The following is a 23995-nucleotide window of genomic DNA, read 5'->3' as shown; positions in this document are numbered from 1 at the left end:
CTTTGCTGCGCCTGTAGCAGCGGCCGCCCGCGTGCGGGGCATAGCAAAGGAGGCTCGGACAAAGTTACTTCCTGCTAGGCCTAATTGCGCCAACCGAAGGTTTGCAGGAACGACGGCGCCTGGACATTTTGCACAACCTGGCCCCGTTCCTGTGCTCGGGCCTCTTGTGCGGGCGGGTCCTGTACCCGTGAATTTTGCTCCCGCCGGACTTTCTTTCGGGGATTGTGCTCGGGCCGCATCTCTGCCCGTGCATTAAGGGTGTGCCGGACGTGTCGGTGCTTTTGCATGGGCCGGAGAGATGCTCGGGTATCTTCCGCAACCTGTGGTCGGGCATTTTGCAGAACCTGTGCCGGGGCATCCTGAACAGACTGTACGGGGCCGACCTGCGCATCTTTCTCGGCCGCCCAAGCTTGGAATTGCCTAAACAGGCCTTCAGATGCTGGCTCACTATTTTCCGTCTGACTCTGATCGGCGGGTTCAGAGGCGGCAGCAATTTCTTCGCGGGGTGGCGCGTCATTTGCGGTCGGCGACAAAGCCTGAACATCGGCGGTAGATTGAATTGTTGGCGCTGACTGATCGGTGCCAGGCTGGAGCGCCGATTTGTCGACCAGCGAAGCCTTGACGTCCGCTATGGAAGCCGTGACGTCCGCAAAGAGCGTCACTGGATTTCCCATCGATAGAATCGCAATACCCAGCGCTGTCGCCGCTGCAGCCCAAATACTCGCATTGAGGACGCGGGACGAGATAACAGCTCTGTCCCAACCTTTCCCCATAACCTGCTGCTCAGGTTCATCGGCGAGAAAGCGAGGCAAACGATGGTCCGGATTAAAACCGTCTTTGATCCGCATTGGGAGATGCCTCCTCTTAGTGGTCTTGTCGGGAGTACCCTCTATCGAGGTCCAAAAGGCGGAGAAACCTTGACTTTACTCGGGCCGGGGAACCACGAGATTCACCGGCCGTACCCTCGGGTTTCGGGAACTCGCCTTGTTCGCCGATGGATAGAGCTAGTCGCCACCGCCCCACGCAGCGCAAAATCGTGAAGCGCCGCGGTGACTCGCGCAAAGACACGTCGCCTATTGGACCCACAGCGGCCATAGCCTTCGGTCGGATGCTGGATAACATCGTCCTGACCAATTATAGTGCCGGTCTCTGATTGCGGGGAAGGACTAAAATGAACCGCCGCACGTTTCTGGCTTCGAGCGCTGTTATCGCATTCGCAGCGGGCTACCGCGGCGCGCACGCTGCGGCCAAGGTCTTCCGCATCGGATGGCTCACCGCTCAGCGAGAACCGAGCCTTACTCCGTTTCTTGAAGCATTTCGAGGTGGCCTTCGCGAATTTGGGTATCGTGAAAACGACAACCTTGAAATCGACTATCGCTATGGCGACGATAATCTGTTGCGCGTAGCGCCACTAGCGGCCGAATTAGCTCGCAAGCCGGTTGATCTGTTGGTTGTCCAAGGCGCTGCGGTCCCCTTGGTATACGAACTGAAACTATCCACACCCACTGTGTTCGTTTTTAGTGGGGATCCCGTTGTTGCTGGCTTCGCCGACAGCCTCGCGCATCCGCGTGACAACATGACGGGTCTAACGTTTATGGCGGCTGAATTGAATGCCAAACGCTTGGAAATATTGCGGGATACGATTCCAGGTTTGCAGCGTGTTGCCATCATCGCCAACCCCGAACATCCAGGTTCCCAGGTCGAGCGCACCTACTCAGAGGAGACAGCCCGGAAACTTGGCCTAACAACGGAATTTTTTGGGACTGCGACCGAGGGACAACTAGCCTCCGCATTCGCCGCCATGGACCCGATCCCTCCGCAAGCGATTTCTCTTTTTGCCGACGGCTTTGCCATTCAGTATCGGCAGCGGATCATTGATTACGGAATGAAACATCGTGCACCCGTCATTTCCGGTTGGCCGGTGTTCGCAAGAAGTGGCGCCATCTGTAGTTATGGACCTAAGCTCTCCGAGTCGTATCGTCGTTTGGCTTACTATGTAGATCGTGTCCTTAAAGGAACCCCACCATCGGAATTGCCGATTGAGCGGCCAACGAAATTCGAAACTGTAGTCAATTTGAAGACCGCCAAGGCCCTCGGTTTGAACATGCCCGATTCGATTATCGCATCCGCCGACGAGTTGATTGAATGACCGGTTCTGGCAGATATTGTTGCAAAAGTCTTTTTGGGGTGGCGAACAAAAATTCTTAGAGCCACTGAGGCGTTTTACCCGCCGCGGCGTGAGGGACCATATCGTTTCATCCAGAATCGATCACGGGTCTCAGTAGTGGCGCTGAAGACCGATGCAGCAGCAGAGAAGTCCAAAGATCAGCTCTTGCGAGATTTTTGCGGTCATTCGATTTTCGACTTTTGCAACAAAATCGGCACTTAGCGGACGTGCCAGCGGCGGGGGTCCTGTCCGCATTCGGAGATGAAGCGGTCAGAGCTGAAGCGACAGCTTTATGAATACATGCCTAGACCGTAGGAACGCCGCTCTGCCGTCTCGGTTCGATCAGTTCCGGCCGCGGGCCGCTCAATCGCTTGTGCATGTGAACCATCAAGGCCATGCCGAACAAAGGCGTCGCCAGGTTGACGATCGGGATCGACACGAAGGCTGCGATAATCAGCCCGGCGGTGAATACGGTGGCGGCATTGTCCTTGCGCATCGCCTTGGCTTCCGCCGGCGAGCGGAACCGCATGGCCGCGAGTTCGAAATATTCGCGCCCCAACAGCCAAGCGGTGGCGATGAAGAAGATCAGAAAGCCGGCGCCGGCGAACAGCACGAACGGCAGTGCGATCAGATAGACCAGGATCGTCAGCAGCGCGGTCTTGACGCCCTCGGGGATAGCCACGCCGAGCGGCAGCGCGGCGCCCGGCCGCTCCGCCGGATAATGCTCACGCTCGACATGGTCGGCGACGTCGTCGACGAACACGCTGGCGACCAGCGAGGTGATCGCCGGCATTAAAAAGATACCTCCGAGCACGACGCCAAGGCCTGCCGCGATCGAGACGATCCAGGCCAGCACGTTGAGCGAGGTGTGAAAGCCCGGGCCCAGCATCGCTTCCGCCCAGCCTTCGCCATATTCGGCAAACCAGCTCAGCAGCCGCTGCAATCCGATCGCCAGCACCGTGACCAGCACCAGCGCCAGCCCGATCGAGCGCCACAGAATGGAACGCATCGGCGGCGACAGGATCTGCGATAGCGCCTTGACGGCGGCGTCCAACATGACGGTGCTACCTCTCGTTAAAACCCTCGCGAGAGGTAGACATAGCAAAGGGTCACGGCAAGGGGTCAGGCGTCCAGCGGCTTGCCGCGCACGTTGGGGCCGAAGGTCGCGATCACGATGATGACCAGGATCATGGCCGAGGTGATCAGCCCGAATACGCCGCCGACGCCGCCCACCTTGAGCATGTAGGCGACAATGAAGCCGGAGAACATCGCGCTGACCCGGCTCATCGAATAGACGATCCCGGATGCCCGCGCGCGGATCGCGGTCGGAAACACTTCGGTCTGATAGGCATGATAGGCGTAGGACATCGTCATGTTTGCAGCCGTCAGCAGCACGCCGCTCAGGATCAGGAGCGCCGGCGCCGTCAGTTGCGAGAACGCCGCGCCGAACAGGATGATCGCGACGCAGGCGCCGCAGATGATCCATTTGCGCTCGAGCCGGTCGGCGAAGCTCGCGGCTAGCAGCGGCGCGATCGGATAGGCGAACGCCACGATGAAGGAATATTCCAGGCTCTTGGTGACGGTGATGCCCTTTTCAACCAGCAGCGTCGGCACCCAGTTGGCAAAGCCGTAGAAGCCGAAGGCCTGGCAGAAATTGAACACCATGAACATCACGACCAGCGGCAAATAGGGCGGTTTGAACAGGTCGCTGAAGCCGACCTTCATGGGCGCGCTGGTAGGCGCCACGCGCGGCGCCGCGTTCGGACGCGCCGCGGCGGGGCCTGCGGAAGCTTCCAGTCTTGCCAGGATTCTGAGGGCCTCGTCGGTCCGGCCGTGGCGCGCCAGCCAGAGCGGGCTTTCCGGCACCAATAGCCGCAGCACCCAGATCACCATGCTGCCGGCGGCGCCGATTAGCACCACCCAGCGCCAGCCATCGAGGCCATAGGGTTTGAGCGGCACCAGCCACCAGGAGAGAAAGGCCACGATCGGCACCGCGATGAACATGACGGACTGGTTGACCGCAAACGCACGGCCGCGCATCCGGCTCGGCACCAGTTCGGTGATGTAGGCGTCGATGGTGATGATCTCGACGCCGATACCGATGCCGGCGATGAAGCGCCACAGCAAGAGCCCTTCGGGCGTCGCTTGGAAGGCCATGATCACCGACGCCGCCGAATAGAACAGCAGCGCGTAGGTGAAGATCGCGCGCCGCCCGAAGCGGTCGGCGAGAAACCCAAGGAAGAACGTGCCGGCGAACAGCCCGGCAAAGGTCGCGGCGACGAAGGCGCCGATCCCGGAAAAGCCGAAAAAGGCTTGGGTCGTCGTGGTCAAGAGGCCACTGCGGGTCAGGCCGGGCGCGATATAGCCGGTGAAGAACAGGTCGTAGATCTCAAAGCAGCCGCCGAGCGACAGCAGGATTACGAGTTTCCAGACGAGGGGCGAGGCCGGCAGGGCTTCGAGCCGCCGCGATATCGCGTCCGCGCTGCCGCTATTGGCCGAGCTCACATCGGTTCCAGCGCCGATCTCGATCGCGCTCATCGTATCCTCCCCTTAATCCGGCGACCCGCTTGCTGCGAGGTCTGTTTTCCGGCCGCTTCTTTGGAAGCCTAGAGCCTTTTCCGTTCCGATGAAATCGGAACGGGGCTCTAGATTTTTGATTTGACGCGTTTTCTTGACGCGAACCGGTTTCCACTTCGCTCGAAAACGCTCTACCGCAGCATTGGCCGCCGGCCTCCATGCATTTGCGTTATGCAAGAGTGAATGCACCGTTCGGCAGATTATGTTTTCCCGAAAGCTCCCGAAAGCCTAGTCTGGGGCCTAACACCAGACGCGCACGGGAGAAGACGATGACCGGGACGGGACTACCGCTTGAGGGCGTAAGGGTCGTCGAGATGACCCACATGGTGATGGGCCCGACCTGCGGCATGGTTCTGGCCCAGCTGGGCGCCGAGATCATCAAGGTCGAGCCGCCGGCCGGTGACAAGACCCGCTCGCTCGGCGGCATGGGCACCGCGTTCTTCCCGCTGTTCAACCGCGGCAAACGCAGCATCGTGCTCGATTTCGACAAGGCCGAAGATCGCGAGACCATGGACCGGCTGCTCGCCAGTGCCGACGTGTTCCTGGAAAACTTTCGCGATGGCCAGCTCGACAAGCAGGGGCTCGGCCCGGAGGAGCTGCGCCGCAAGCATCCGCATCTGATCGTCGCCGGCCACAAGGGCTTTCTGTCAGGCCCCTATGAGCATCGCCCGGCACTCGACGAAGTCGTGCAGATGATGTCGGGTCTCGCCGCCATGACCGGCACGCGCGACAAGCCGCAGCGTGTGGGCTCATCCGCCAACGACATCATGGGCGGCATGTTCGGCGCGATTTCGATTCTGGCCGCGCTCTACCAGAAGCGCGGCGGCAAAAAGGACGGTGCCGATATCCGCATCGGGCTGTTCGAGAACTGCCTGTTCCTGGTTGCCCAACACATGGTCGAATATGAGATGACCGGCAACAAGCCGCGCTCGATGCCGGAGCGTGAGCATGCGTGGCCGATCTACGATATTTTCGAGACCGCCGAAGGCGACCGTATTTTCATCGGCGTGGTCACCGAGGGTCACTGGTGGACCTTCTGCAAGGAATTCGGGCTGAAGGAGTTTTCTGAAGATCCGACCTTGCGCAACACCACGGACCGGATCCTGGCGCGCGGACGGATCATTCCGCGTGTCGCCGAGGTGGTCAAGCAATGGAAGATGGCCGATCTCTCCGCCAAGCTCGATGCGCTCAATATCTGTTTCTCGCCGATCAACCGCCCCGAGGATCTGCTGACGGATCCGCACGTGCTGCGGCCCGGCGGGCTGGTGCAGAATTTCAACGCCGATGGCGCGCCGTTCCGTGTTCCCGCGTTGCCGATCGAATGGAACGGCGGCAATATCGGCGAAGGGCTGAAAGTGCCGGTGCTGGGCGCCGATACCGAGGCCGTTCGCGCCGAACTCGACAAGCTTTCCTCAACCGACAACGCTGCGTGAGGCCATCATGACCCGCCCTCAAGACGTCTATCCCGACAACAAGATAATCCTGCGCGAAGTGGGCCTGCGCGACGGCCTGCAACTGGTCAAAACGTTTCCGTCCACCGCTGCCAAGCAGCGCTGGATCCGGGAGGAGTATGCCGCGGGCGTGCGACATTTCGAGGTCGGCTCGTTCCTGCCCGCAAAAACCTTTCCGCAATTCGTCGATATCAGCGACATCATCCAGACCGTCGGCGCGTTGCCCGGCGCCTACGGCATCGCGCTGACCTTGAACGAGCGCGGCGTCAACGAGGCGCTGGCCTCTGGTGTTGCCGAAGTGGCGACCGTGGTGTCGGCCACCGAGGAGCACAGCCAGGCCAACGCCAACCGCAGCCGCGAATCGGCGATCGCCAACGTCAAGCGGCTGTGCGAACTGCGCGATGCGACCGCCCACAAGCCGATTGTCAACGCCGCGATCTCGATGGCGCTGGGCTGTTCGATCGTCGGCGCTGTTGACCCTGCGGAAGTGCTGCGGATCACCGAAAAACTGTTCGAGGCGGGCGTCGACATGGTCGCGATTGCCGACACCGTCGGCTATGCCGGGCCGAAACAGGTCGGCGAATTGACCGCGGGTGCGGTGAAGATCGCAGGCAACAAGCCGATCTGCATTCACCTGCACGACACCCGCGGCATGGGCATTGCGAATGCGTCGGCAGCATTGGACGCCGGCGCCCGCGTGCTCGACGGCTCGCTCGGCGGTCTCGGCGGCTGCCCATTCGCGCCGGGCGCGACCGGCAATGTCGTGTTCGAGGACCTGGTGTTCCTGTGCGAGAGCAAGGGTTTTCCGACCGGTATCGATATCGAGAAACTGGTCGCGGTGCGCTCAATCCTGAAATCGGAAATGCCCGGTGAGGCGCTCTACGGTGGCATGGCGCGCGCGGGACTGCCGCGGGGGGCGGCGGCCAAGGCGGCTTGAGACCTACAGCCGCGTCACCCGCAACCGCAACGCATTCCCGACCACGCTGACCGAGGACAGCGCCATCGCGCCGGCCGCGATGATCGGCGACAGCAGCAGGCCCAAAGACGGATAGAGGATGCCCGCGGCGATCGGGATTCCGGCCGCGTTGTAGATGAACGCGAAGAACAGGTTCTGGCGGATATTGCGCATCGTCGCCTGCGACAGTTTTCGCGCGCGGACGATACCGCCGAGATCACCGCTGAGCAGTGTGATCCCCGCACTTTCCATCGCGACATCAGTACCGGTTCCCATGGCAATGCCGACTTCGGCGGCGGCCAGCGCCGGCGCGTCGTTGACGCCGTCGCCGGCCATTGCGACGATCCGCCCGCTGTTTTGCAGTTTTGTCACCACCGCGCTCTTTTGATCGGGCAGAACCTCCGCCTCGACATCGGCAATGCCAAGCGTCCGCGCGACGGCGTTGGCGGTGGTCTTGTTGTCGCCGGTCAGCATGATGACCTTGATGCCTTCGGCGGCCAGCGCCTTCAGCGCCTCCGGCGTCGATGCCTTGACCGGATCGGCGATCGCGAATAGCCCGGCCAGCCTGCCGTCGATCGCAATGTTGATGACGGTGGCGCCATTGCCGCGCAGCCGCTCGCCGTGCTCGTGCAGCGAACCAGCGTCGATGCCGAGAGAGGCGAGGAAGTTCGCATTGCCGAGGACAACCGCCTTGCCGTCGACCTTGCCGGTGACGCCCTTGCCGGTCGGCGAGTCGAATTCTTCGACCTTGCCGAGTTCGAGATTGCGCTCCGTGGCGGCGCGCACGATCGCGTCGGCCAGCGGATGCTCGCTGGCACGTTCCACGCTGGCCGCGAGCCGCAGAATATCCGCCTCCTCGAACCCGGCGGCGGCAACGATGGTGACGACCTTCGGCTTGCCCTCGGTCAGCGTGCCCGTCTTGTCGACCACCAGCGTGTCGATCTTCTCCATCCGCTCGAGCGACTCGGCGTTCTTGATCAGTACGCCGGCCTGTGCGCCGCGGCCGACGCCGACCATGATCGACATCGGGGTGGCGAGACCGAGCGCGCACGGACAGGCGATGATCAGAACGCTGACGGCCGCGACCAGCCCGAACGCCATCCGCGGCTCCGGCCCGAAATAACTCCAGGTGGCAAACGCCAGCAGCGCCACGGCAATTACCGTCGGCACGAACCAGCCGGCGACCTGGTCGGCGAGCCGCTGTATCGGTGCGCGCGAGCGCTGCGCGTCCGCCACCATCTGCACGATCTGCGACAACAGCGTGTCGCGCCCGACCTTGTCGGCGCGCATCACGAAGCCGCCGGACTGGTTGAGCGTGCCTGCGATAACCTTGTCACCGGTCTCCTTGGTGACCGGCATGGATTCGCCCGTCACCAGCGATTCATCGAGCGCGGAGCGGCCTTCGAGGATGACGCCGTCCACCGGCACCTTTTCGCCGGGACGCACGCGCAGGCGATCGCCGACCGCGAGGCTGTCGATCTCGACCTCGTGGTCGGTGCCGTCGTCAGCGATGCGGCGAGCGGTCTTCGGCGCCAGCTGCAGCAAGGCCTTGATGGCGCCAGAGGTGGCCTCGCGGGCGCGCAATTCGAGCACCTGGCCCAGCAGCACCAGCACGGTGATGACCGCGGCCGATTCGAAATAGACCGCGACCGCGCCGCCATGGCCGCGAAAGGCTTCCGGAAAAATCCCCGGCGCGACCGTCGCCACGACGCTGTAGAGATACGCCACGCCGGTGCCGATCGCGATCAGCGTGAACATGTTGAGATTTCGCGTCACCAGCGATTGCCAGCCGCGCACGAAGAATGGCCAGCCGGCCCACACCACCACCGGGGTCGCGAAGGCGAACTGGATCCAGTTCGACAACGTCGGATCGATCAGGCCATGCCCGCCGACGAGATGGCCGCCCATTTCCAGAACCACTGCCGGCACAGCGAGCGCGAGGCCGATCCAGAACCGGCGCGTCATGTCCGCGAGTTCGGGATTGGGCGCATCGTCGAGGCTCGCGACCTCCGGCTCCAGCGCCATGCCGCAGATCGGGCAGCTTCCGGGCCCGACCTGGCGGATCTCCGGATGCATCGGGCAGGTATAGATCGCGCCTTCGGGCACGGCGGCCTTCGGCCTGCTCTCTTTCTCCAGATAGCTGACGGGATCGGCCGCAAACTTGGTGCGGCAACTGGCCGAGCAGAAATGGAAGGTCTCGCCGCGATAGTCGAAGCGGTGCTTGCTGGTCGCAGGGTTGACCTTCATGCCGCAGACCGGGTCGAGCACGCGGACGGTATCGTCGGCCTTGTGGCTGCTGGCGGCATGGACGTGGCCTGAGTGATCATGGCCGCCGCAGCAGGCGGACTTTGCTGCGCGGTCGCCTTGGTCGGCGTGTTTGGCCTCGGTCATCGCATTCTCCGGCTCTTGAAACTTATACCCTATGGGGGTATATAGGCCGCATGCGAAAAGACATCAAGGCATCCTGTCAGAAACGTCTCAGCCGGATCGAGGGCCAGGTCCGCGGACTTGCGAAGATGGTCGATGAGGACCGCTACTGCATCGACATCGTCACCCAGATTTCAGCGGTGCGGGCGGCGCTGCGGCGCGTCGAGGAGGAAGTGTTGCGGGATCACGTGTCGCATTGCGTCGAACACGCCATCACCAGCGGCAGCAAGGCCGATCAGCGGGAAAAGATCGCGGAGCTGATGGCCGTGATCGGCCGCTCCGACCGGTGAATTCTACGGGTCGCATTGATTGCCGCGTGAGCCCGCTCTCAACCATGTTGTCCGCGACGCGGGCCGTGACACAAGATGCCGGGTTTACGCCGCCTCCGACACCTTGCTTCGTGGGCGGGCGGGGAAATCTCCCGACACGGTCACGCTTTCAACCGTGGTCGGTTCAGCGGCGGCCGGGGTCACTTCCGCAGCCGGAAGCGGCGCTTCTTGGTCAATCTTCTCAGGAACAAGCGGCGGCGACCCGACATCTGGAAACACACCGAATTCGCCCGCTACCTCCGGGAGCGGCTTTTGCTTGTCGGCCCAATGCAGGGCGGTGTAGTCGAAGCCGTGCACGATGGTGGGTTTGACGACTTCGAAATAGGGCGAGATGTCGAAGTCGCGCGGCATGTAGAGCGAGGAATCGCGGATATGCAGGATCTCGCGCCGGGCCTTGCGGGAGGCCGCGCGGGTAATCTTGGGCAGGATCGGATAACGCACGGCGTCGAACGCCTGCGCGATCAGTGCCGAGCAGATGATCTTGGTCGGATCGCCGGAGCCGAACGCGATCATGCGGCGCCGCCAGCGCTGCGGCACCGGCAGCGGGATCAGATAGCGCATCAGGTCGACGATGTTCTTGGTGTCGTAGCCGAAGCCGATCCGGTTGATGGCGTAACGGCACACCGTGGTGCGATCCTCGTAGGACAGGCCGACCGGACGGCAGACGCGGGTGTGATAGGGAAAATATTTCGACAGCGGCGCCGAGGTCACGCCTTCGCCGACATTGGCCTCGATCAGGACATGCGGCTCGCCGTCGGGCTCGGTCGCGCCGTCCACCGCGCCGACATAGAGTGCGGCATGCGACCAGGTCGATTGCGTGAGGTATTTGATGATGCCGGAAATCCGGTTGTTGCCTTCGACCAGCAGCACGTCGCCGGGCTCGATGACCCCACGCAGATGGTCGGGATCGCTGGGCGTGAACGGCTCATAGCCCGGAACTTCCTTCTGCAGGTAGCTCGCGATCAACTGGCCGATGGTATCGAGCACTACGCCCATCAAACTCTCCCCAGAGCGGCTTGTTCGTCCGCTTTTTTCTGTTCCCTTAGCATGGTCGCAAGCCGTTTCAATTTAGTTCATGCGTGAATTGGATCAATCATGATTGATTTACCATGAGTGTTGCTGCGCACCGTGAGATGCGGCACAGTTCGCTAGCTGTTCTCTTTCCTGCAAGACCCCGGAAACCATGCCATGACAATGACCCGCCGCGATTTCCTGTCGGCGTCCGCGGCACTGGCGGTGACCCCGGTTTTTGCGGGGCGGGTAACGGCGGCGCCGTTGCCGCGCGAGGCCGACATCGTCGTGATCGGCGCCGGCGCGGCCGGTATCGCTGCGGCGCGGCGGATCATGGCGGCAAACCGCAAGGTGATCGTGGTGGAGGCGGCAAGCCAGATCGGCGGCCGCTGCCAGACCGATGTCACGAGCTTCGACGTGCCGTTCGACCGCGGCGCTCGCTGGATGCATAACCCTGACACCAATCCGATGATCAAGCTGGCGCGCGCGGCCGGCCTCGAGATCACGACCGCGCCGCAGGGCCAGAAAATCCGCATCGGCCGCCGCAACGCCCGCCCGGGCGAGACCGAGGAATTTCTGGCGGCTTTGGTGCGCGCCAACCGCGCCATCGATGAGGCCTCGCGCAAGAACGACGTTTCCTGCGCCTCGGTGCTGCCGAAGGATCTCGGCGACTGGGCCGGCACCGCGGAGTTCGTGCTCGGCGCCAATTTTTCGGGCAAGGACCTCAAGGACGTTTCGGTCGGCGACAAGGCCCGCGCGCAGGATCGCAATACCGCGATCGGCTGCCGCCAGGGGCTCGGCACGCTGGTCGCCAGGCTCGGCGAGCAGGTGCCGTTGTCGCTGTCGACGCCGGCCAACCGCATCGCTTGGGGCAGCCGCGACGTCACGGTGGAGACGCCGTCCGGCAAGATCGCCGCGCGCGCCGCCATCATCACCGTGTCGAGCAACGTGCTGGCCGCGGGCAACATCAAGTTCACCCCTGAAATTCCCAAGCGCACGCTCGATGCCGCGGCACGACTGAGCCTCGGCAGCTACGACCGGATCGCGCTGCAGATGCCGGGTAATCCGCTCGGCCTCTCGCGCGACGACATCATTATCGAGCAAAGCAATTCGACCCGGACCGCACTGATGTTCGCCAATATGGGCGGCTCGTCGCTGTGTTCGATCGATGTCGCCGGATCGTTCGGCCGCGATCTCTCCGCCCAAGGCGAAGCGGCGATGGTGGCGTTTGCGGTCGAGTGGCTCGGCAAACTGTTCGGCAGCGACGCCGCGGCCGCGGTGAAGAAATCGAGCGCGACGCGCTGGAATGCCGCGCCGTTCGCGCTCGGCGCGATGTCGGCGGCGGGACCCGGTGGACAGGCGTCGCGAAAGGTCCTGACCGAGCCGATCGGCTGCATGTATCTCGCCGGCGAAGCTACCCACGAGACGCTGTGGGGAACGATCGACGGCGCCTGGGAAAGCGGCGAGCGCGCCGCCGAAGCCGCATTGCGCCGGATCGGCGCGTTGAAGGCTCTTGAACCGGAAGCCCCGGTGCGGGCGCCGAAGCCGCAGCGGCGCGCGCCGCGGCATGCGGCACCGTTTTCGCCAATCAATTGATGATCGGTTGGCTCACTTCGCCTCTCCCGCTTGCGGGGGAGGCCGACGCGCTCGAAGAGCGTGGCGGGTGGGGGCTCTCTCCACGCGGGGAATCCCGATGTGGAAGCACCCCCACCCCAGCCCTCCCCCGCAAGCGGGAGAGGGAGCGCAGTGCCGATGTCGCCGCATCTTGGACCTCATATGCGATTGCCCTCCAAGGGAAGGCAATCAGCGCAGCACGCCGTCCAGCGCCGGCAGGCCGATGAGGACGGCGGCGGCGATCAGGGCGTAACATATGGCGCGGAACAGGGTCTCGCTGGCGCGGCCGAACAGGGAAGCGCCGAACCAGACGCCGATCCCGTAGACCGGACCGACCACCAATGAGAACCGGATCGCATCCGTCGTGATCAGCCCGGTCAGCGCGTAGCTGACGAGGGAAAAGAAATCCGACGCGGCGAAGAACAGCACGATATTGGCGCGCTGGATCACCGAAGCAATCGGGCGGCCGAGCCAGTAGCCGACGATCGGCGGCCCGCCGGTCTGGGCGAGGCCGCTGCAAAATCCGGATAGGCCGCCGATCCCGATCGAAATCGTCGTGTGATCCTTGCCGCGGTAGCGCCAGCCGGACAGCAGCAATAGCAACAAGGCGAGGACGAAGGCGGAGATGATCCAGCGCGTGGTCACCGGCTCGAGCCGGCTGAGAAACCAGGTTCCGATGGGAACGCCGACCAGCGCGCCGAGCGCCATGATCGCGGTCGCCTTGCGGTCGGCCTTTCTCCACGCGTTCGGGACCAGCGGTGCCGCGCCGATGAAATCGATGATCAACAGCAGCGCCGCGACCAGCCGTGGTGCGGCGATCGAACTCGCCAGCGGCATGAAAATCAGCGCCGAGCCGAAACCTGAAAACCCGCGCGCAGTGCCCGAGATGAGTGCGATCGCGCAGATCGCGATCGCTATGTTGAGGCTGTCAGCCGGCAGGAGACCGGTCAGGATCATGCCGACGTGATGCGGCCGACACTTTTCACAGTGTCAGCCAGCGCCTTTTTTGGGATACGAGTTTTCTTCGATATTCGTCGAACAAATTCTCTAATGAAGCTCGAGTCGGATCGCGCCCAGTTTTCGTACCTCGCGATATTTCTTGTTCGAACTAAATGGCGAGCCCAGGAGACGCGGCTTTTGAACGGAGAGTCATCGATGCAGACCGGAATTATGATCTCACCTTTCTTTCTTCGTTCCAACTCCAAGGCAGTCTCGACTTCAAATTGAACCCATTGGCTCTGAAGGGATGACTTTGACAAGACGACGATGAGTCGATCGTGTGATCGAATTTGTGCTTCGATCACGTCACGAGTTGATGCGCCGAACGAGAGGTCTCTCGGAGCAAACCATGTCCGAATACCGTTGTTTGATAGTTCGTTTCTGAACCGTTCGATAAATTTATGGTCGTGAGCCGAATAGCTGATGAAGCAACTCGGATGTTTCGCAGAGTTTTTTGAAATCGCATCAATGTAAGGTATGTGAAAAGCGGCCACGCCGCATGCTGCTAGCAGCGGCGGTGGCACGCTCTGGGAAAGCTTAATGGTTTGATAGTCGATGCGGCTATCGCCATGATATGAGGCCAAATTCAGGTTGTCGGCCGCTGAAAGGTCCATACCGAAGAAGCTTGAGGCAAAGATGTAGCTGTCTTTAAAGTCGGCACCTTTTATGTCGGTGCTATCGAATTCGGCCGCAATGAGCGTCTTTGCGAATTTAGCATTTTGTAGCTGGCAATGGTCGAGGGTTACTCCGTTAAACTCAGCATGACTGAAGTCTGCATTATTTGCTCTAACGTAGTGAAGCCTTGAAGGTGCCCATTTTGACCGAGTGAGGTTGCAGCCCGTGAGGTCGGTGTAGCCGGTAAACGTTCCGTTGATGTCTCTCGAGTCCAGCCTGCTCCGAGAGAAATCGACTTTACTGAGGTTTGAACCGCTGAAGTCGACGTTTGATAAGTCTCGATCCGTTAGGTCGGCATTACGAAGATCAACGTCTCGAAGATTGATTAGATAACCTGGTAGCCAATAATGGTTCGCATCGTCACCGTACCAGACGATTGAATGTTTTTGTTGCCGTTTGAAATCATTCCACGCTCTAGCGCTAGAAGTAAGTAGCTTAATAAGCTGGTGTTTAGTTAGCTTGTCACCGGAGAAGTTATGAAAGCGGTAGCGATTCTGGTCGGGAGCACGCTCTTGCATTTCGTGCACAAGATCACGCCAAGCGGCTTTCGTTTTCGTGATCCGAAATGACATGTTACTATGCCCGCAGCACGCCGCCGGTCTTCTTCGTCACCTCGGCGACGATCTTCGCCGCCACCGCATCGATCCCCTGATCGGTCAGCGTCTTCTCGCGCGGTTGGATCGTGACTGATATCGCGATCGACTTCTTGGCCTCCTCGATGCCCTTGCCTTCATAGACGTCGAACACGGTCACGTCGGTAATCAGCTTCTTGTCGACGCCCTGCGCCGACCGCACGACATCGCCGGCCTTGACGCTGCGATCGACGATGAACGCGAAGTCGCGCGACACCGGCTGGAACGCGGAGAGTTCGAGCGCCGGCTTGGCGCGGGTCGGCCTCTGCTTGGCGTCGGGGATGCGGTTGAGGATCACTTCGAAGGCGATCAGCGGGCCGTCGGCGCCGAGTGCCTCCAGGGCGCGCGGATGCAGTTCGCCGAAATAGCCGAGCACGTTTTGCGGGCCGATCTGGATGGTGCCGGAACGGCCGGGATGCAGCCATCCAAGCCCACCCGACACGATCTGCAGCGCCTGCATCGGCGCGCCGGCCGCCGCCAGCACCGCGAAGGCATCGGCCTTGGCGTCGAGCGCGTCGGCCATGACCGAGCCGGACCAGTGCCGTCCCATGCCTTTCGAGGAAGCAAAGCCGTGGCGCACGCCGGACGCCGCGACCATCTGGTCTTCGGGCTTGTCGCCCTTGAACACCTGTCCGACTTCGAACAGCGCCACATCGGCGAAGCCGCGGTTGACGTTGGCCTGCGCGGCGGCCACGAGGCCCGGCAGCAGGCTCGGCCGCATGTCGGAGAGGTCGGAGGCGATCGGATTGGCGACCGCGAGCTCGGCCTGTCCGCCGCCGAACAATTCGGCCGCGGGCCTTGAAATGAACGACCAGGTCACGGCTTCCACCATGCCGCGCGCGGCGAGCGCGCGCTTGGCGCGGCGGGTGCGGAGCTGGATCTGGGTCAGCACCGGCTTGCGCGGCGCGTCGCCGCGGTCGAACGGCGTCATCGGCACCTTGTCGACGCCGACAATGCGGACGATTTCCTCGACGATGTCGGCTTTGCCATGCACGTCGGTGCGCCACGACGGCACCGCGATCTTCACCACCGGACCGCTGCCGGCCACCATGAAACCGAGACGGCCGAGGATGAGTTTCACTTCCGGGAACGGCACGTCGATGCCGGCGAGCCGCTTGACCTCGGTCAGCGGAAACTCGATCACCCGGTCTTCGCCAAAGGCCTTGCCGACGACGATGTTTTCCGACGGCGTGCCGCCGCACAATTCCATCACGAGTCTGGTGGCCATTTCGAGCCCCGGCACCATGAAGGCCGGATCGACGCCGCGCTCGAAGCGATAGCGCGCGTCCGAATTGATGCCGAGCTTGCGGCCACTCTGCGCGATGTTGATCTCGTTCCACAGCGCGGATTCGATCAGCACGTCAGTGGTGTTCTCGTCGCAGCCGGAGGCTTCACCGCCCATGATGCCGGCGAGCGATTCGACGCCGTGGTCGTCGGCGATGACGCAGACGCCGCTGTCGAGCGTGTAGGTGCGGCCGTCGAGCGCCAGCAACGTCTCGCCGTCCCTGGCGCGGCGCACGGTGAGATTGCCCTTCACCTTTTTGGCGTCGAACACATGCAGCGGCCGGGCGCGGTCGTAGGTCATGAAGTTGGTGATATCGACCAGCGCGTTGATCGGCCGCAGCCCGATCGAGGTCAGGCGCTTCTGCAACCACTCCGGAGAAGGACCGTTCTTGACGCCGCGCACCAGCCGCAGCGCAAAGCCCGGACACAGCGTGGCGTCCTCCACCGTCACCTGCACCGGGCAGGGGAATTCACCCTTGATCGGCTTGACGGCGTGGTCCTTGAACTTGCCCATGTCGGCGGCGGAGAGATCGCGCGCGATGCCGTGCACGCCGGTGCAGTCCTGACGATTGGGCGTCAGGTTGATTTCGAGCATGGGATCGCCGAGCCCCGCCCATTCGGCGTAGGCGGCGCCAACAGGCGCATCGGCCGGCAGCTCCATGATGCCGTCATGGTCTTCGGAAATCTGCAGCTCGGCGGCCGAGCACAGCATGCCGCGGCTTTCGACGCCGCGGATAGTGCCGACGCCGAGCGTGATGTTCTTGCCGGGAATAAACGTGCCGGGCGGCGAGAACACGCTGACGAGGCCGGCGCGCGCGTTCGGCGCGCCGCACACCACCTGCACCGGCGCACCGCCGTCGCCGGTATCGACCATGCAGACGCGCAAGCGGTCCGCATTCGGATGCTGCTCGGCCGAAATCACCCGCGCGATCGAAAACGGCGAAAGCGCCTTCGCCTTGTCCTCGATATGCTCGACCTCGAGCCCGATCATGGTGAGCTTGTCGGCAAGCTTTTCCAGCGGCTCGTCGGTCTCGAGATGTTCCTTCAGCCAGGAGAGCGTGAATTTCATGGTCTTTGCTTCTCTTGTCCCCTCTCCCGCTTGCGGGGGAGGGTCAGGGTGGGGGCTCTCTCCGCGACGGCAGCGGCTATTGTTTCAAGGACACCGTCGCGGTTTGTCGTCACGTCGTGGTTGGCAAAGCGAAGAACTTGAAACCCTTTTGCCTCGATCACGGCCGAACGGGCGGCGTCCTTCTGCTCTGCTTGATCGGAAAAATGCTGCCCGCCGTCCAGTTCGATCACAAGCAAGGCCGCGTGACACACGAAGTCGGCGATATAGTTTTCGATCGGGACCTGACGACGGAAGGAAGCCCCGTTCAATCGATGGCCGCGTAGAGCGGCCCAGAGCAGGCGTTCCGCATCGGTGGAGTTTTTCCTGAGCGCGCGTGCGTTGGATCGAAGTCTGGAGGAAACTTTCCAGGTCGAATTGTTCTCGTCAGCCATCGAGACCTCCGATGCGGCGGCACCCCCACCCCAACCCTCCCCCGCAAGCGGGAGAGGGAGTCTGACCACTTGCTCGGATCGAGCATACGTATCCACGTGACGAAAATTCGTTGCCCCAAATACAGTCCGTTCCCTCTCCCGCTTGCGGGGGAGGGTTAGGGTGGGGGCTCTCTCCGCGATGGCGGTGGCGAGATGGGGGACAGCCGAGCCGCTCACGACGCCTGCTCCGCTTTCGCAAAAACCTCGACCAGACGGAAGCGTTCGCACATCAGCATCATGTCTTCGCTGAAGCGGCCCATCCGTCCGAAATAGTTGCGATGGGCTTCGCGCCAGTAACGCAGGCTGCGGTCGCCTTCGCCCTCTTCATAGGCAAAGCCGGCGTCGACGTCGTTGTAGCGGCGGTAGGTCACCTCGAGGGTCTCGATCACGCAGGCGGGCACGCCACGGCCGTCGAGCACGATCCAGCGTTCGCCCGGGGTCGACGTGTTGGGCTCGTCCTCGGTGGAGCAGGTCGCGGTCTTTACTTCGCGAATGACAAGGTCGAGCAACTCGTCGGCCAACGCCGGCCCGTCGCCGAATGCGAACGACCGCAGACCCTGATATTTCGCAGGGACAGCACTCACGTGCTCAGTCCCCCCGCAAGCGTCGGAAGGTCGAGCGGCTTGAAGCCGTAATGCGAGAGCCAGCGCACGTCGTTTTCGAAGAACTGCCTCAGATCGGATATGCCGTATTTCAGCATCGCGATGCGATCGATGCCCATGCCCCAGGCAAAGCCCTGATAGACGTCAGGATCGATGCCGCAGGCGCGCAGCACGTTCGGATGCACCATGCCGCAGCCGAGAATCTCCAGCCAGTCCTCGCCTTCGCCGAAGCGGATTTCGCCCTTGTCGCGGCGGCACTGGATGTCGACCTCGAGCGAGGGCTCGGTGAACGGGAAGAACGACGGCCGGAACCGCATGTTGATGTGGTCGACCTCGAAGAACGCCTTGCAGAACTCCTGCAGGATCCATTTGAGATGGCCGAGATGCGAGCCCTTGTCGATGACGAGGCCTTCGACCTGGTGGAACTGTGGGGTGTGCGTCGCGTCGGAATCGATGCGATAGGTGCGGCCCGGGCAGATCACGCGGATCGGCGGCTTCTGCGTCAGCATCGTGCGCACCTGCACCGGCGAGGTGTGGGTACGCAACAGCATGCGCGAGCCGTCCTCCTTCGGATTGAAGAAGAAGGTGTCGTGCATCTCCCGCGCCGGATGGCCTTCGGGAAAATTCAGCTTGGTGAAATTGTAGTCGTCGGTCTCGATATCCGGGCCTTCGGCGATCGCAAAACCCATGTCGGCGAAGATCGTGTTGACCTCCTCGAACACCTGGCTCAGCGGATGGATGCGGCCGGCCTCGGTGGGGGCTTCGCGCAGCGGCAGTGTGACGTCGATGGTCTCGGAGGCGAGCCGGGCGTCGAGGGCTGCCGATTTCAGGATGTCGCGGCGCGCGGTCAGCGCCTCCGTCACCTTGTCCTTGGCGAGGTTGATCGCCGCGCCCTGCGTCTTGCGCTCGTCCGGCGACATCTTGCCCAGCGTTGCGAGCAGCGCGGAGATCGAGCCCTTCTTGCCGAGCGCTGCGACACGCACCGTTTCGAGCGCGGCCTCGTCGGAGGCTCCGGCGATCTGGCTGAGAATGGTCTGTTCGAGTGTTGCAAGGTCGGACACGGTCAAATCTCTTTCGCAAAAGGCCGCCGGTTGTCGCCGCTCCCGGGCCGAAACGTCAAGCAAAAAGCCCGTCATGAGACCGGAGCTTTTGAACCCGCTCAGGGCGTGCTCTGACCCAAGGTGAGTTCTGGAAGGAGCACGCGATGCGTTTTGGAGCCGGTCCGGCCGTTCTGGCCGTCATTCTGTTGCTCGGCGCCAGTCCGGCGCTTGCGGTGGTCTGTCAGGACACGTCGATGTCGTTGGACGAGGTCGTCGACGTGATCAATGCCGCGCCCGGATGCGAGCGTGCGATGAAGATCTTCGAGGATTGCTCGCTCGGCACCAGTGGCGACATTCGAATGGGAGCCGCCGTCGAGAACAAGTGCGAAGGCGACTTTCTCGGCAGGCTCAAGGCGCCGCAGAAGCAGGCGTATCAGCGCGAGATGGCCGTCTGCGACCGAAAATACCGGAACGAGTCCGGCACCATGTATCGCTCGTTCACGGCCTTCTGCCGCGCCAAGATTTCGCAGCGCAATTCGGCTCATGCATTGAAAGCAGCGAGCCCGTCACGGGCCCGCTGATACGGTGTGCCCGACGCCAGCCTCAAGCCGCGAGGGCGGCCTTGGCCTTCTCGGCAATCGCCTGGAACGCCGCCGGTTCGGTGATGGCGAGATCCGACAGCACCTTGCGGTCCACCAGGATGCCCGACTTGGCGAGGCCGTTGATAAACACGCTGTAGGTCATGCCGAACGGACGCACCGCCGCGTTGATGCGCTGGATCCAGAGCGCGCGGAAGGTGCGCTTCTTGCGCTTGCGATCGCGGAAGGCATATTGCCCGGCCTTCTCGACGGCGGCCTTGGCGGCGCGGATGGTGTTCTTGCGGCGGCCGCGGAAACCCTTGGCGGCCTTGTAGACTTTCTTGTGCCTGGCGTGAGAGGTCACACCGCGTTTGACGCGAGACATGACTGCTATCCTTGAATTTTAAATTGGTGACAGATCGCCGCGCGAGCGCGGCTCGGCTAATTGAGACCGCGTGCGCGATCAGGCGTTCGGCAAGAAATACTTCTTGATGTTGTCGCCATCGGTCTTGAACAGCACGCGGGTGCCGCGGAGCTGACGAATCTGCTTCTTCGTCCGCTTGATCATGCCGTGGCGTTTGCCGGCCTGGGCGGCCATTACTTTGCCAGTGGCAGTCACCTTGAAGCGCTTTTTAGCGCCTGACTTGGTCTTCAGCTTGGGCATTTGGCTCTCCTGTTGCCACAGAAAAACGCGCCCGTGGGGCGCTTTTGCGGCTTAAAATGCTCGTTAGAGCGTTGGAAGTGCTCAGGTTTTTCCGAAAACGAAACAACCCGCACGGACGTCGACACGGCAGCCCTTAATCAGCCGGGCGACGAAGGCTGGGCTTATGGCAGAGGAAGCGGGAATTGGCAATGATGAACCGTCACACGCCCTGCATGGACGAATGGCCTGATGGCATCACCCTCAGCCTGGAACAGGTAAGAAAATGACCCATTTTAATCAATCGATTGCCCGATCTGCTGTTTTTCCCCGCCTGCGCCGTCCGCTGCGCTGGTTGCCCGTCCTCGCCGTTCTGGCCACTGCTGCGGCACCTGATACCGCCGACGCGGCAGCAAGGGGCAGAGCCTATGATGGCACTTGGACCACGGTATTCGCGACCACGCGCGGCAATTGCTCGTCCGGCTACAGCGTGCCGTTTTTGGTCAGGGGTAGCCGGGTTTCGTCGGCCGGCGGCGGCAGGGTCTCGGGCTTGGTCAACCGTGGCGGCGCGGTATCGGTCCGGGTATCGGTCGGCGCGTCGAAAGCGAGCGGCGGCGGCCGGCTGGTCGGCAACAGCGGTGCGGGCTCATGGCGCGGCATCATTACCGGCGATCGCTGCAGCGGCACCTGGCAGGCGACGCGAAGCTAGCGCGGGAGAGGCCGCGCGGCTGGGGCCCATTCTACTTTGCATGGGGTTGTTTTCGCAATTTTTGTCCGGGCCCTGTGTCCGGGCCCGCGGTTCTCCGCGCAGCCGGGATTGCGCTTCGTTCCATCCGGGCTACGAACCTGCGCAACGAAAACGGCCCGCCAGATCATCTGACGGGCCGTCTTGCAATCTCACAAATTCGAATCAGCGCGGCGCCAGTACCATCACGACCTGACGGCCTTCGAAGCGCGCATCCTGCTCGACCTTGGCGTATTCGGCGACGTCGGCCTTGACCTTGTCCAGGAGCTTGGTGCCGATCTCCTGGTGCGCCATTTCGCGGCCACGGTAGCGCAAGGTGATCTTGACCTTGTCGCCTTCCTCGAAGAACCGCTGCATCGCGCGCATCTTCACGTCGTAGTCGTGATCGTCGATCATCGGCCGCAGCTTGATCTCCTTGATCTCGACGACCTTCTGCTTCTTGCGGGCTTCGGCGGCTTTCTTCTGCGCGGAATACTTGAACTTCCCGTAGTCCATGATCTTGCAAACGGGAGGATTATTATTCGGCGAAATCTCGACAAGATCCATGCCCGCTTCAAGGGCCATCTTGACGGCAAGGACCGTCTCTACCGTTCCATGGTTGAGGCCGGTCTGATCGATCAGCTGGATCTGCGCGTTGCGGATTTCATCATTGGTGCGCGGCCCGTCTTTGGTCGCGGCGGGCGGGGCTCTGTTGGGACGGCGAATGGGTAACTCTCCAAAGTTGTGAAGGAAGGCTTTATTTTGAAGCAATACGCGTCGGCGAGCAAGCGAACTCGCTGTCTGCGCGCGAAAACCGTCAAATGCGAGGCATTTTGGTCACGCCGGGCAAATATAGCGCGCCCACATGATCCGCAAGGACAGTCCAGCCTGGTCGACCGTTGACCGATCGGGCGTGCTCACGGACAAAGCAGCGGGCGAGAGTAGCGGAACCATGACCAATTCAGCGCCAATCGATCAGGAACCGGCCTTTATCGAGGTCGGCGAAGGCAACGGCCGCCGCCGGATCGCAGTGCGTGCCCGCGCAGGCAGTGCGCCCGGCAGCACAAGTCGTGCGCCCGGGCTGTTCTGGCTTGGCGGCTTCAATTCCGACATGCGGGGCACCAAGGCGCTCGCGCTGGACGAATGGGCCGCCAAAAATGGCCGCGCCTGTGTCCGGTTCGACTATTCCGGCCACGGCGAATCCGGCGGCGCCTTCATCGACGGCACCATCGGGCGCTGGCTGGAAGAGAGCGTGGCCGTGTTCGAGCAGTTCTGCCGGGGGCCGCAGGTCGTGATCGGCTCGTCGATGGGCGGCTGGATGGCGCTGCTGCTGGCGCGCGCGATCGCCAATCGCGCGGCATCGCCGGCGTCGCTGGCCGGACTGGTGCTGATCGCGCCGGCGCCCGACTTCACCGAACAATTGATGTGGAACGGCTTCTCGCCTGACATCCGCGAGGAGATTTTGACCAAAGGAGTCTGGATGCGGCCGTCGGAATATGGTGACGGCACGCCCTATCCGATTACGCGCGCGCTGATCGAGGAGGGCCGCAATCACCTCCTGCTCGGCAGCGCCATCGAGGTCGGATGTCCGGTGCGCATCCTGCAGGGCGCGCAGGACCCCGACGTGCCGTGGCAGCACGCCTTTGCGCTGGCGCACCGGCTGCCGGCCGACGACGTGGTGATGACCATGATCCAGGACGGCGACCACCGCCTGTCGCGACCGCAGGACATCGCGCGGATTCTCGCAGCGATAGCGGAGATCGGGTAGAGTTTTCCTTTCAGGGGAGACAACGCTATGACCACCGCCGCCATGCTCCGCGCCTTCTGCGATGCCGTCGAGCAGCGCAACGGCAAGGCGTTCGCCGAATTGTTCACGGAAGACGGTGTCTATCACGACGTGTTCTATGGCGCGTTCGCCGGCCACGCCAAGATCGCCGAGTTGATCGACGACTGGTTCTATCGCACCGCGACCGATTTCCGCTGGGACATGCACACGCCGGTCAGCGACGGCCACACGCTCTATGCGCGCTACACCTTCAGCTACCGCTCGACGCTGCCGGAGGCGAAAGGCGCGCGGGCGATGTTCGAGGGCGTCGCGATCATGCAGCTCCGCGACGGCAGGATCACGGAGTACCACGAGGTCGCCAACACCGCGCCGGCTTTCGTCGACATCAAGTTCGCACCCGAGCGCATCGCCAAGATCATCGCCAGGCAGGGCGCCGCGCTGAAGGCGCGGCCGGAGATGAAGCGGCATTTGGTGGAGTAAGTTTCACGCTCCTGGTTGTCATCGTCCGCGAAGGCGGACGATCCAGTACGCCGTGACAGCTGTGATCTATCTCTAATGCCTCTGGAATACTGGATGCCCCGCCTTCGCGGGGCATGACAGCCTACGGCGGCGGCACGTTCGTCATCGGCTTCTTCTGCGCCAATGCCGCCACCGTCGAGGTGCCGATCGGGCCTTTCTCGTCATAGAGCCAGCACTCGCCGATCGCGAGGCGCGCTATGCTGGTGCCGCCGGAAAAGAACTCGGCTTCCACCACCTTGATCCGCCTGCCGTCGCGGACAAGTCCGGTGGTGATTTCCACCGGCGTCTGGATGTTCGGTAACCGAAACATGTCGACCGTCAGCGGCGCGGGTACGAATTCGTCGGAGCCGTGATGCTCCTCGATCACGTGGGCCAAGAGACCGATCACGACGCGACCATGCTTGGCGAAGAAAGATTGCTTTGTCATGGCGCGGGGCGCATGACGG

Annotated in this window: 24 protein-coding genes; 9 read left to right on the top strand and 15 right to left on the bottom strand. The window is 62.6% G+C overall.

Annotated features, from left to right (window positions below):
- Positions 1 to 80 precede the first annotated feature (80 nt).
- Positions 81 to 848 (bottom strand): hypothetical protein, encoded by a 768-nt coding sequence (locus FFI89_RS00750; RefSeq protein ID WP_138832001.1) that lies wholly within the window; start codon positions 846 to 848, stop codon positions 81 to 83.
- A gap of 323 nt (positions 849 to 1171) precedes the next feature.
- Here FFI89_RS00750 and FFI89_RS00745 point away from each other — a divergent pair, with 323 nt between their 5' ends.
- Positions 1172 to 2149, top strand: coding sequence for an ABC transporter substrate-binding protein (locus FFI89_RS00745; protein WP_138831999.1), 978 nt, complete (start codon positions 1172 to 1174; stop codon positions 2147 to 2149).
- Between the two features lie 322 nt (positions 2150 to 2471).
- Here the strand turns inward: FFI89_RS00745 and FFI89_RS00740 are convergent, their stop codons facing one another.
- Positions 2472 to 3224, bottom strand: coding sequence for a sulfate transporter family protein (locus FFI89_RS00740; protein WP_138831997.1), 753 nt, complete (start codon positions 3222 to 3224; stop codon positions 2472 to 2474).
- A 65-nt stretch (positions 3225 to 3289) separates the two neighbouring features.
- Complete coding sequence (locus FFI89_RS00735) at positions 3290 to 4705, bottom strand: MFS transporter (protein ID WP_138831995.1); 1416 nt, start codon at positions 4703 to 4705, stop codon at positions 3290 to 3292.
- A gap of 308 nt (positions 4706 to 5013) precedes the next feature.
- Here FFI89_RS00735 and FFI89_RS00725 point away from each other — a divergent pair, with 308 nt between their 5' ends.
- Positions 5014 to 6177, top strand: a complete 1164-nt coding sequence (locus FFI89_RS00725; RefSeq protein ID WP_138831991.1) for a CaiB/BaiF CoA-transferase family protein — start codon at positions 5014 to 5016, stop codon at positions 6175 to 6177.
- Positions 6178 to 6184: 7 nt separating this feature from the next.
- Positions 6185 to 7132, top strand: coding sequence for a hydroxymethylglutaryl-CoA lyase (locus FFI89_RS00720; protein WP_138831989.1), 948 nt, complete (start codon positions 6185 to 6187; stop codon positions 7130 to 7132).
- A gap of 3 nt (positions 7133 to 7135) precedes the next feature.
- Here FFI89_RS00720 and FFI89_RS00715 read toward each other — a convergent pair whose 3' ends face one another.
- A complete protein-coding gene (locus FFI89_RS00715; protein WP_138831987.1) occupies positions 7136 to 9541 on the bottom strand; it encodes a heavy metal translocating P-type ATPase in 2406 nt (801 codons plus the stop codon).
- A 50-nt stretch (positions 9542 to 9591) separates the two neighbouring features.
- Between FFI89_RS00715 and FFI89_RS00710 the strand changes: the two genes are divergently transcribed.
- Positions 9592 to 9867, top strand: coding sequence for a metal-sensitive transcriptional regulator (locus FFI89_RS00710; protein ID WP_138831986.1), 276 nt, complete (start codon positions 9592 to 9594; stop codon positions 9865 to 9867).
- Between the two features lie 84 nt (positions 9868 to 9951).
- On the opposite strand, the gene FFI89_RS00705 is transcribed toward FFI89_RS00710, so the two are convergent.
- The gene (locus tag FFI89_RS00705; RefSeq protein ID WP_138831984.1) at positions 9952 to 10902 is read right to left on the bottom strand and encodes a YiiX/YebB-like N1pC/P60 family cysteine hydrolase; all 951 of its coding nucleotides are present in this window, start codon (positions 10900 to 10902) and stop codon (positions 9952 to 9954) included.
- Between the two features lie 192 nt (positions 10903 to 11094).
- Here FFI89_RS00705 and FFI89_RS00700 point away from each other — a divergent pair, with 192 nt between their 5' ends.
- A complete protein-coding gene (locus FFI89_RS00700) occupies positions 11095 to 12513 on the top strand; it encodes an NAD(P)/FAD-dependent oxidoreductase (protein WP_138831982.1) in 1419 nt (472 codons plus the stop codon).
- 207 nt (positions 12514 to 12720) lie between these two features.
- Here FFI89_RS00700 and FFI89_RS00695 read toward each other — a convergent pair whose 3' ends face one another.
- From FFI89_RS00695 to pheS, 6 genes are all read right to left on the bottom strand, one after another.
- Positions 12721 to 13488 carry a sulfite exporter TauE/SafE family protein gene (locus FFI89_RS00695; protein ID WP_138831980.1) on the bottom strand — a complete coding sequence of 256 codons (768 nt, stop codon included), beginning with the start codon at positions 13486 to 13488 and terminating at the stop codon, positions 12721 to 12723.
- Complete coding sequence (locus FFI89_RS00690; protein WP_138831978.1) at positions 13485 to 14777, bottom strand: toll/interleukin-1 receptor domain-containing protein; 1293 nt, start codon at positions 14775 to 14777, stop codon at positions 13485 to 13487. Before FFI89_RS00690 ends, FFI89_RS00695 begins: the two co-directional genes overlap by 4 nt.
- Positions 14778 to 14781: 4 nt before the next feature.
- Entirely contained in the window at positions 14782 to 17190 is a 2409-nt protein-coding gene (pheT, locus tag FFI89_RS00685; protein ID WP_138831976.1) for a phenylalanine--tRNA ligase subunit beta, read from the bottom strand.
- On the bottom strand, positions 17187 to 17621 hold the full coding sequence (locus FFI89_RS00680; RefSeq protein WP_138831974.1) for an endonuclease domain-containing protein: 435 nt from the start codon (positions 17619 to 17621) through the stop codon (positions 17187 to 17189). The genes pheT and FFI89_RS00680 overlap by 4 nt, the downstream gene beginning before the upstream one ends.
- Before the next feature lie 212 nt (positions 17622 to 17833).
- Positions 17834 to 18244 carry an ASCH domain-containing protein gene (locus FFI89_RS00675; RefSeq protein WP_138831973.1) on the bottom strand — a complete coding sequence of 137 codons (411 nt, stop codon included), beginning with the start codon at positions 18242 to 18244 and terminating at the stop codon, positions 17834 to 17836.
- Positions 18241 to 19323, bottom strand: coding sequence for a phenylalanine--tRNA ligase subunit alpha (gene pheS / locus FFI89_RS00670; protein WP_138831971.1), 1083 nt, complete (start codon positions 19321 to 19323; stop codon positions 18241 to 18243). Before pheS ends, FFI89_RS00675 begins: the two co-directional genes overlap by 4 nt.
- Positions 19324 to 19466: 143 nt before the next feature.
- Between pheS and FFI89_RS00665 the strand changes: the two genes are divergently transcribed.
- On the top strand, positions 19467 to 19883 hold the full coding sequence (locus FFI89_RS00665; protein WP_138831969.1) for a hypothetical protein: 417 nt from the start codon (positions 19467 to 19469) through the stop codon (positions 19881 to 19883).
- A gap of 22 nt (positions 19884 to 19905) precedes the next feature.
- Here FFI89_RS00665 and rplT read toward each other — a convergent pair whose 3' ends face one another.
- Both rplT and rpmI read right to left on the bottom strand, forming a co-directional pair.
- Positions 19906 to 20265: a 50S ribosomal protein L20 gene (rplT, locus tag FFI89_RS00660; protein ID WP_138831967.1), complete on the bottom strand. Its 360-nt coding sequence runs from the start codon at positions 20263 to 20265 to the stop codon at positions 19906 to 19908.
- Positions 20266 to 20343: 78 nt separating this feature from the next.
- Positions 20344 to 20544, bottom strand: coding sequence for a 50S ribosomal protein L35 (rpmI, locus tag FFI89_RS00655; RefSeq protein ID WP_027540021.1), 201 nt, complete (start codon positions 20542 to 20544; stop codon positions 20344 to 20346).
- 262 nt (positions 20545 to 20806) lie between these two features.
- Between rpmI and FFI89_RS00650 the strand changes: the two genes are divergently transcribed.
- On the top strand, positions 20807 to 21229 hold the full coding sequence (locus FFI89_RS00650; RefSeq protein WP_138831965.1) for a hypothetical protein: 423 nt from the start codon (positions 20807 to 20809) through the stop codon (positions 21227 to 21229).
- 201 nt (positions 21230 to 21430) lie between these two features.
- Here the strand turns inward: FFI89_RS00650 and infC are convergent, their stop codons facing one another.
- The gene (infC, locus tag FFI89_RS00645; RefSeq protein ID WP_091977533.1) at positions 21431 to 21970 is read right to left on the bottom strand and encodes a translation initiation factor IF-3; all 540 of its coding nucleotides are present in this window, start codon (positions 21968 to 21970) and stop codon (positions 21431 to 21433) included.
- 226 nt (positions 21971 to 22196) lie between these two features.
- Here infC and FFI89_RS00640 point away from each other — a divergent pair, with 226 nt between their 5' ends.
- Positions 22197 to 23012: a carboxylesterase gene (locus FFI89_RS00640; protein WP_138831963.1), complete on the top strand. Its 816-nt coding sequence runs from the start codon at positions 22197 to 22199 to the stop codon at positions 23010 to 23012.
- 27 nt (positions 23013 to 23039) lie between these two features.
- Positions 23040 to 23510: a nuclear transport factor 2 family protein gene (locus FFI89_RS00635; protein WP_138831961.1), complete on the top strand. Its 471-nt coding sequence runs from the start codon at positions 23040 to 23042 to the stop codon at positions 23508 to 23510.
- A gap of 121 nt (positions 23511 to 23631) precedes the next feature.
- On the opposite strand, the gene FFI89_RS00630 is transcribed toward FFI89_RS00635, so the two are convergent.
- Complete coding sequence (locus FFI89_RS00630) at positions 23632 to 23976, bottom strand: thioesterase family protein (protein WP_246669343.1); 345 nt, start codon at positions 23974 to 23976, stop codon at positions 23632 to 23634.
- Positions 23977 to 23995 lie beyond the last annotated feature (19 nt).

The sequence above is a fragment of the Bradyrhizobium sp. KBS0727 genome (genome assembly GCF_005937885.2).
GTDB lineage: Bacteria > Pseudomonadota > Alphaproteobacteria > Rhizobiales > Xanthobacteraceae > Bradyrhizobium.
The sequence above is the reverse complement of the archived record's forward strand: the minus strand, read 5'-3'. Positions and strand labels throughout refer to the sequence as shown.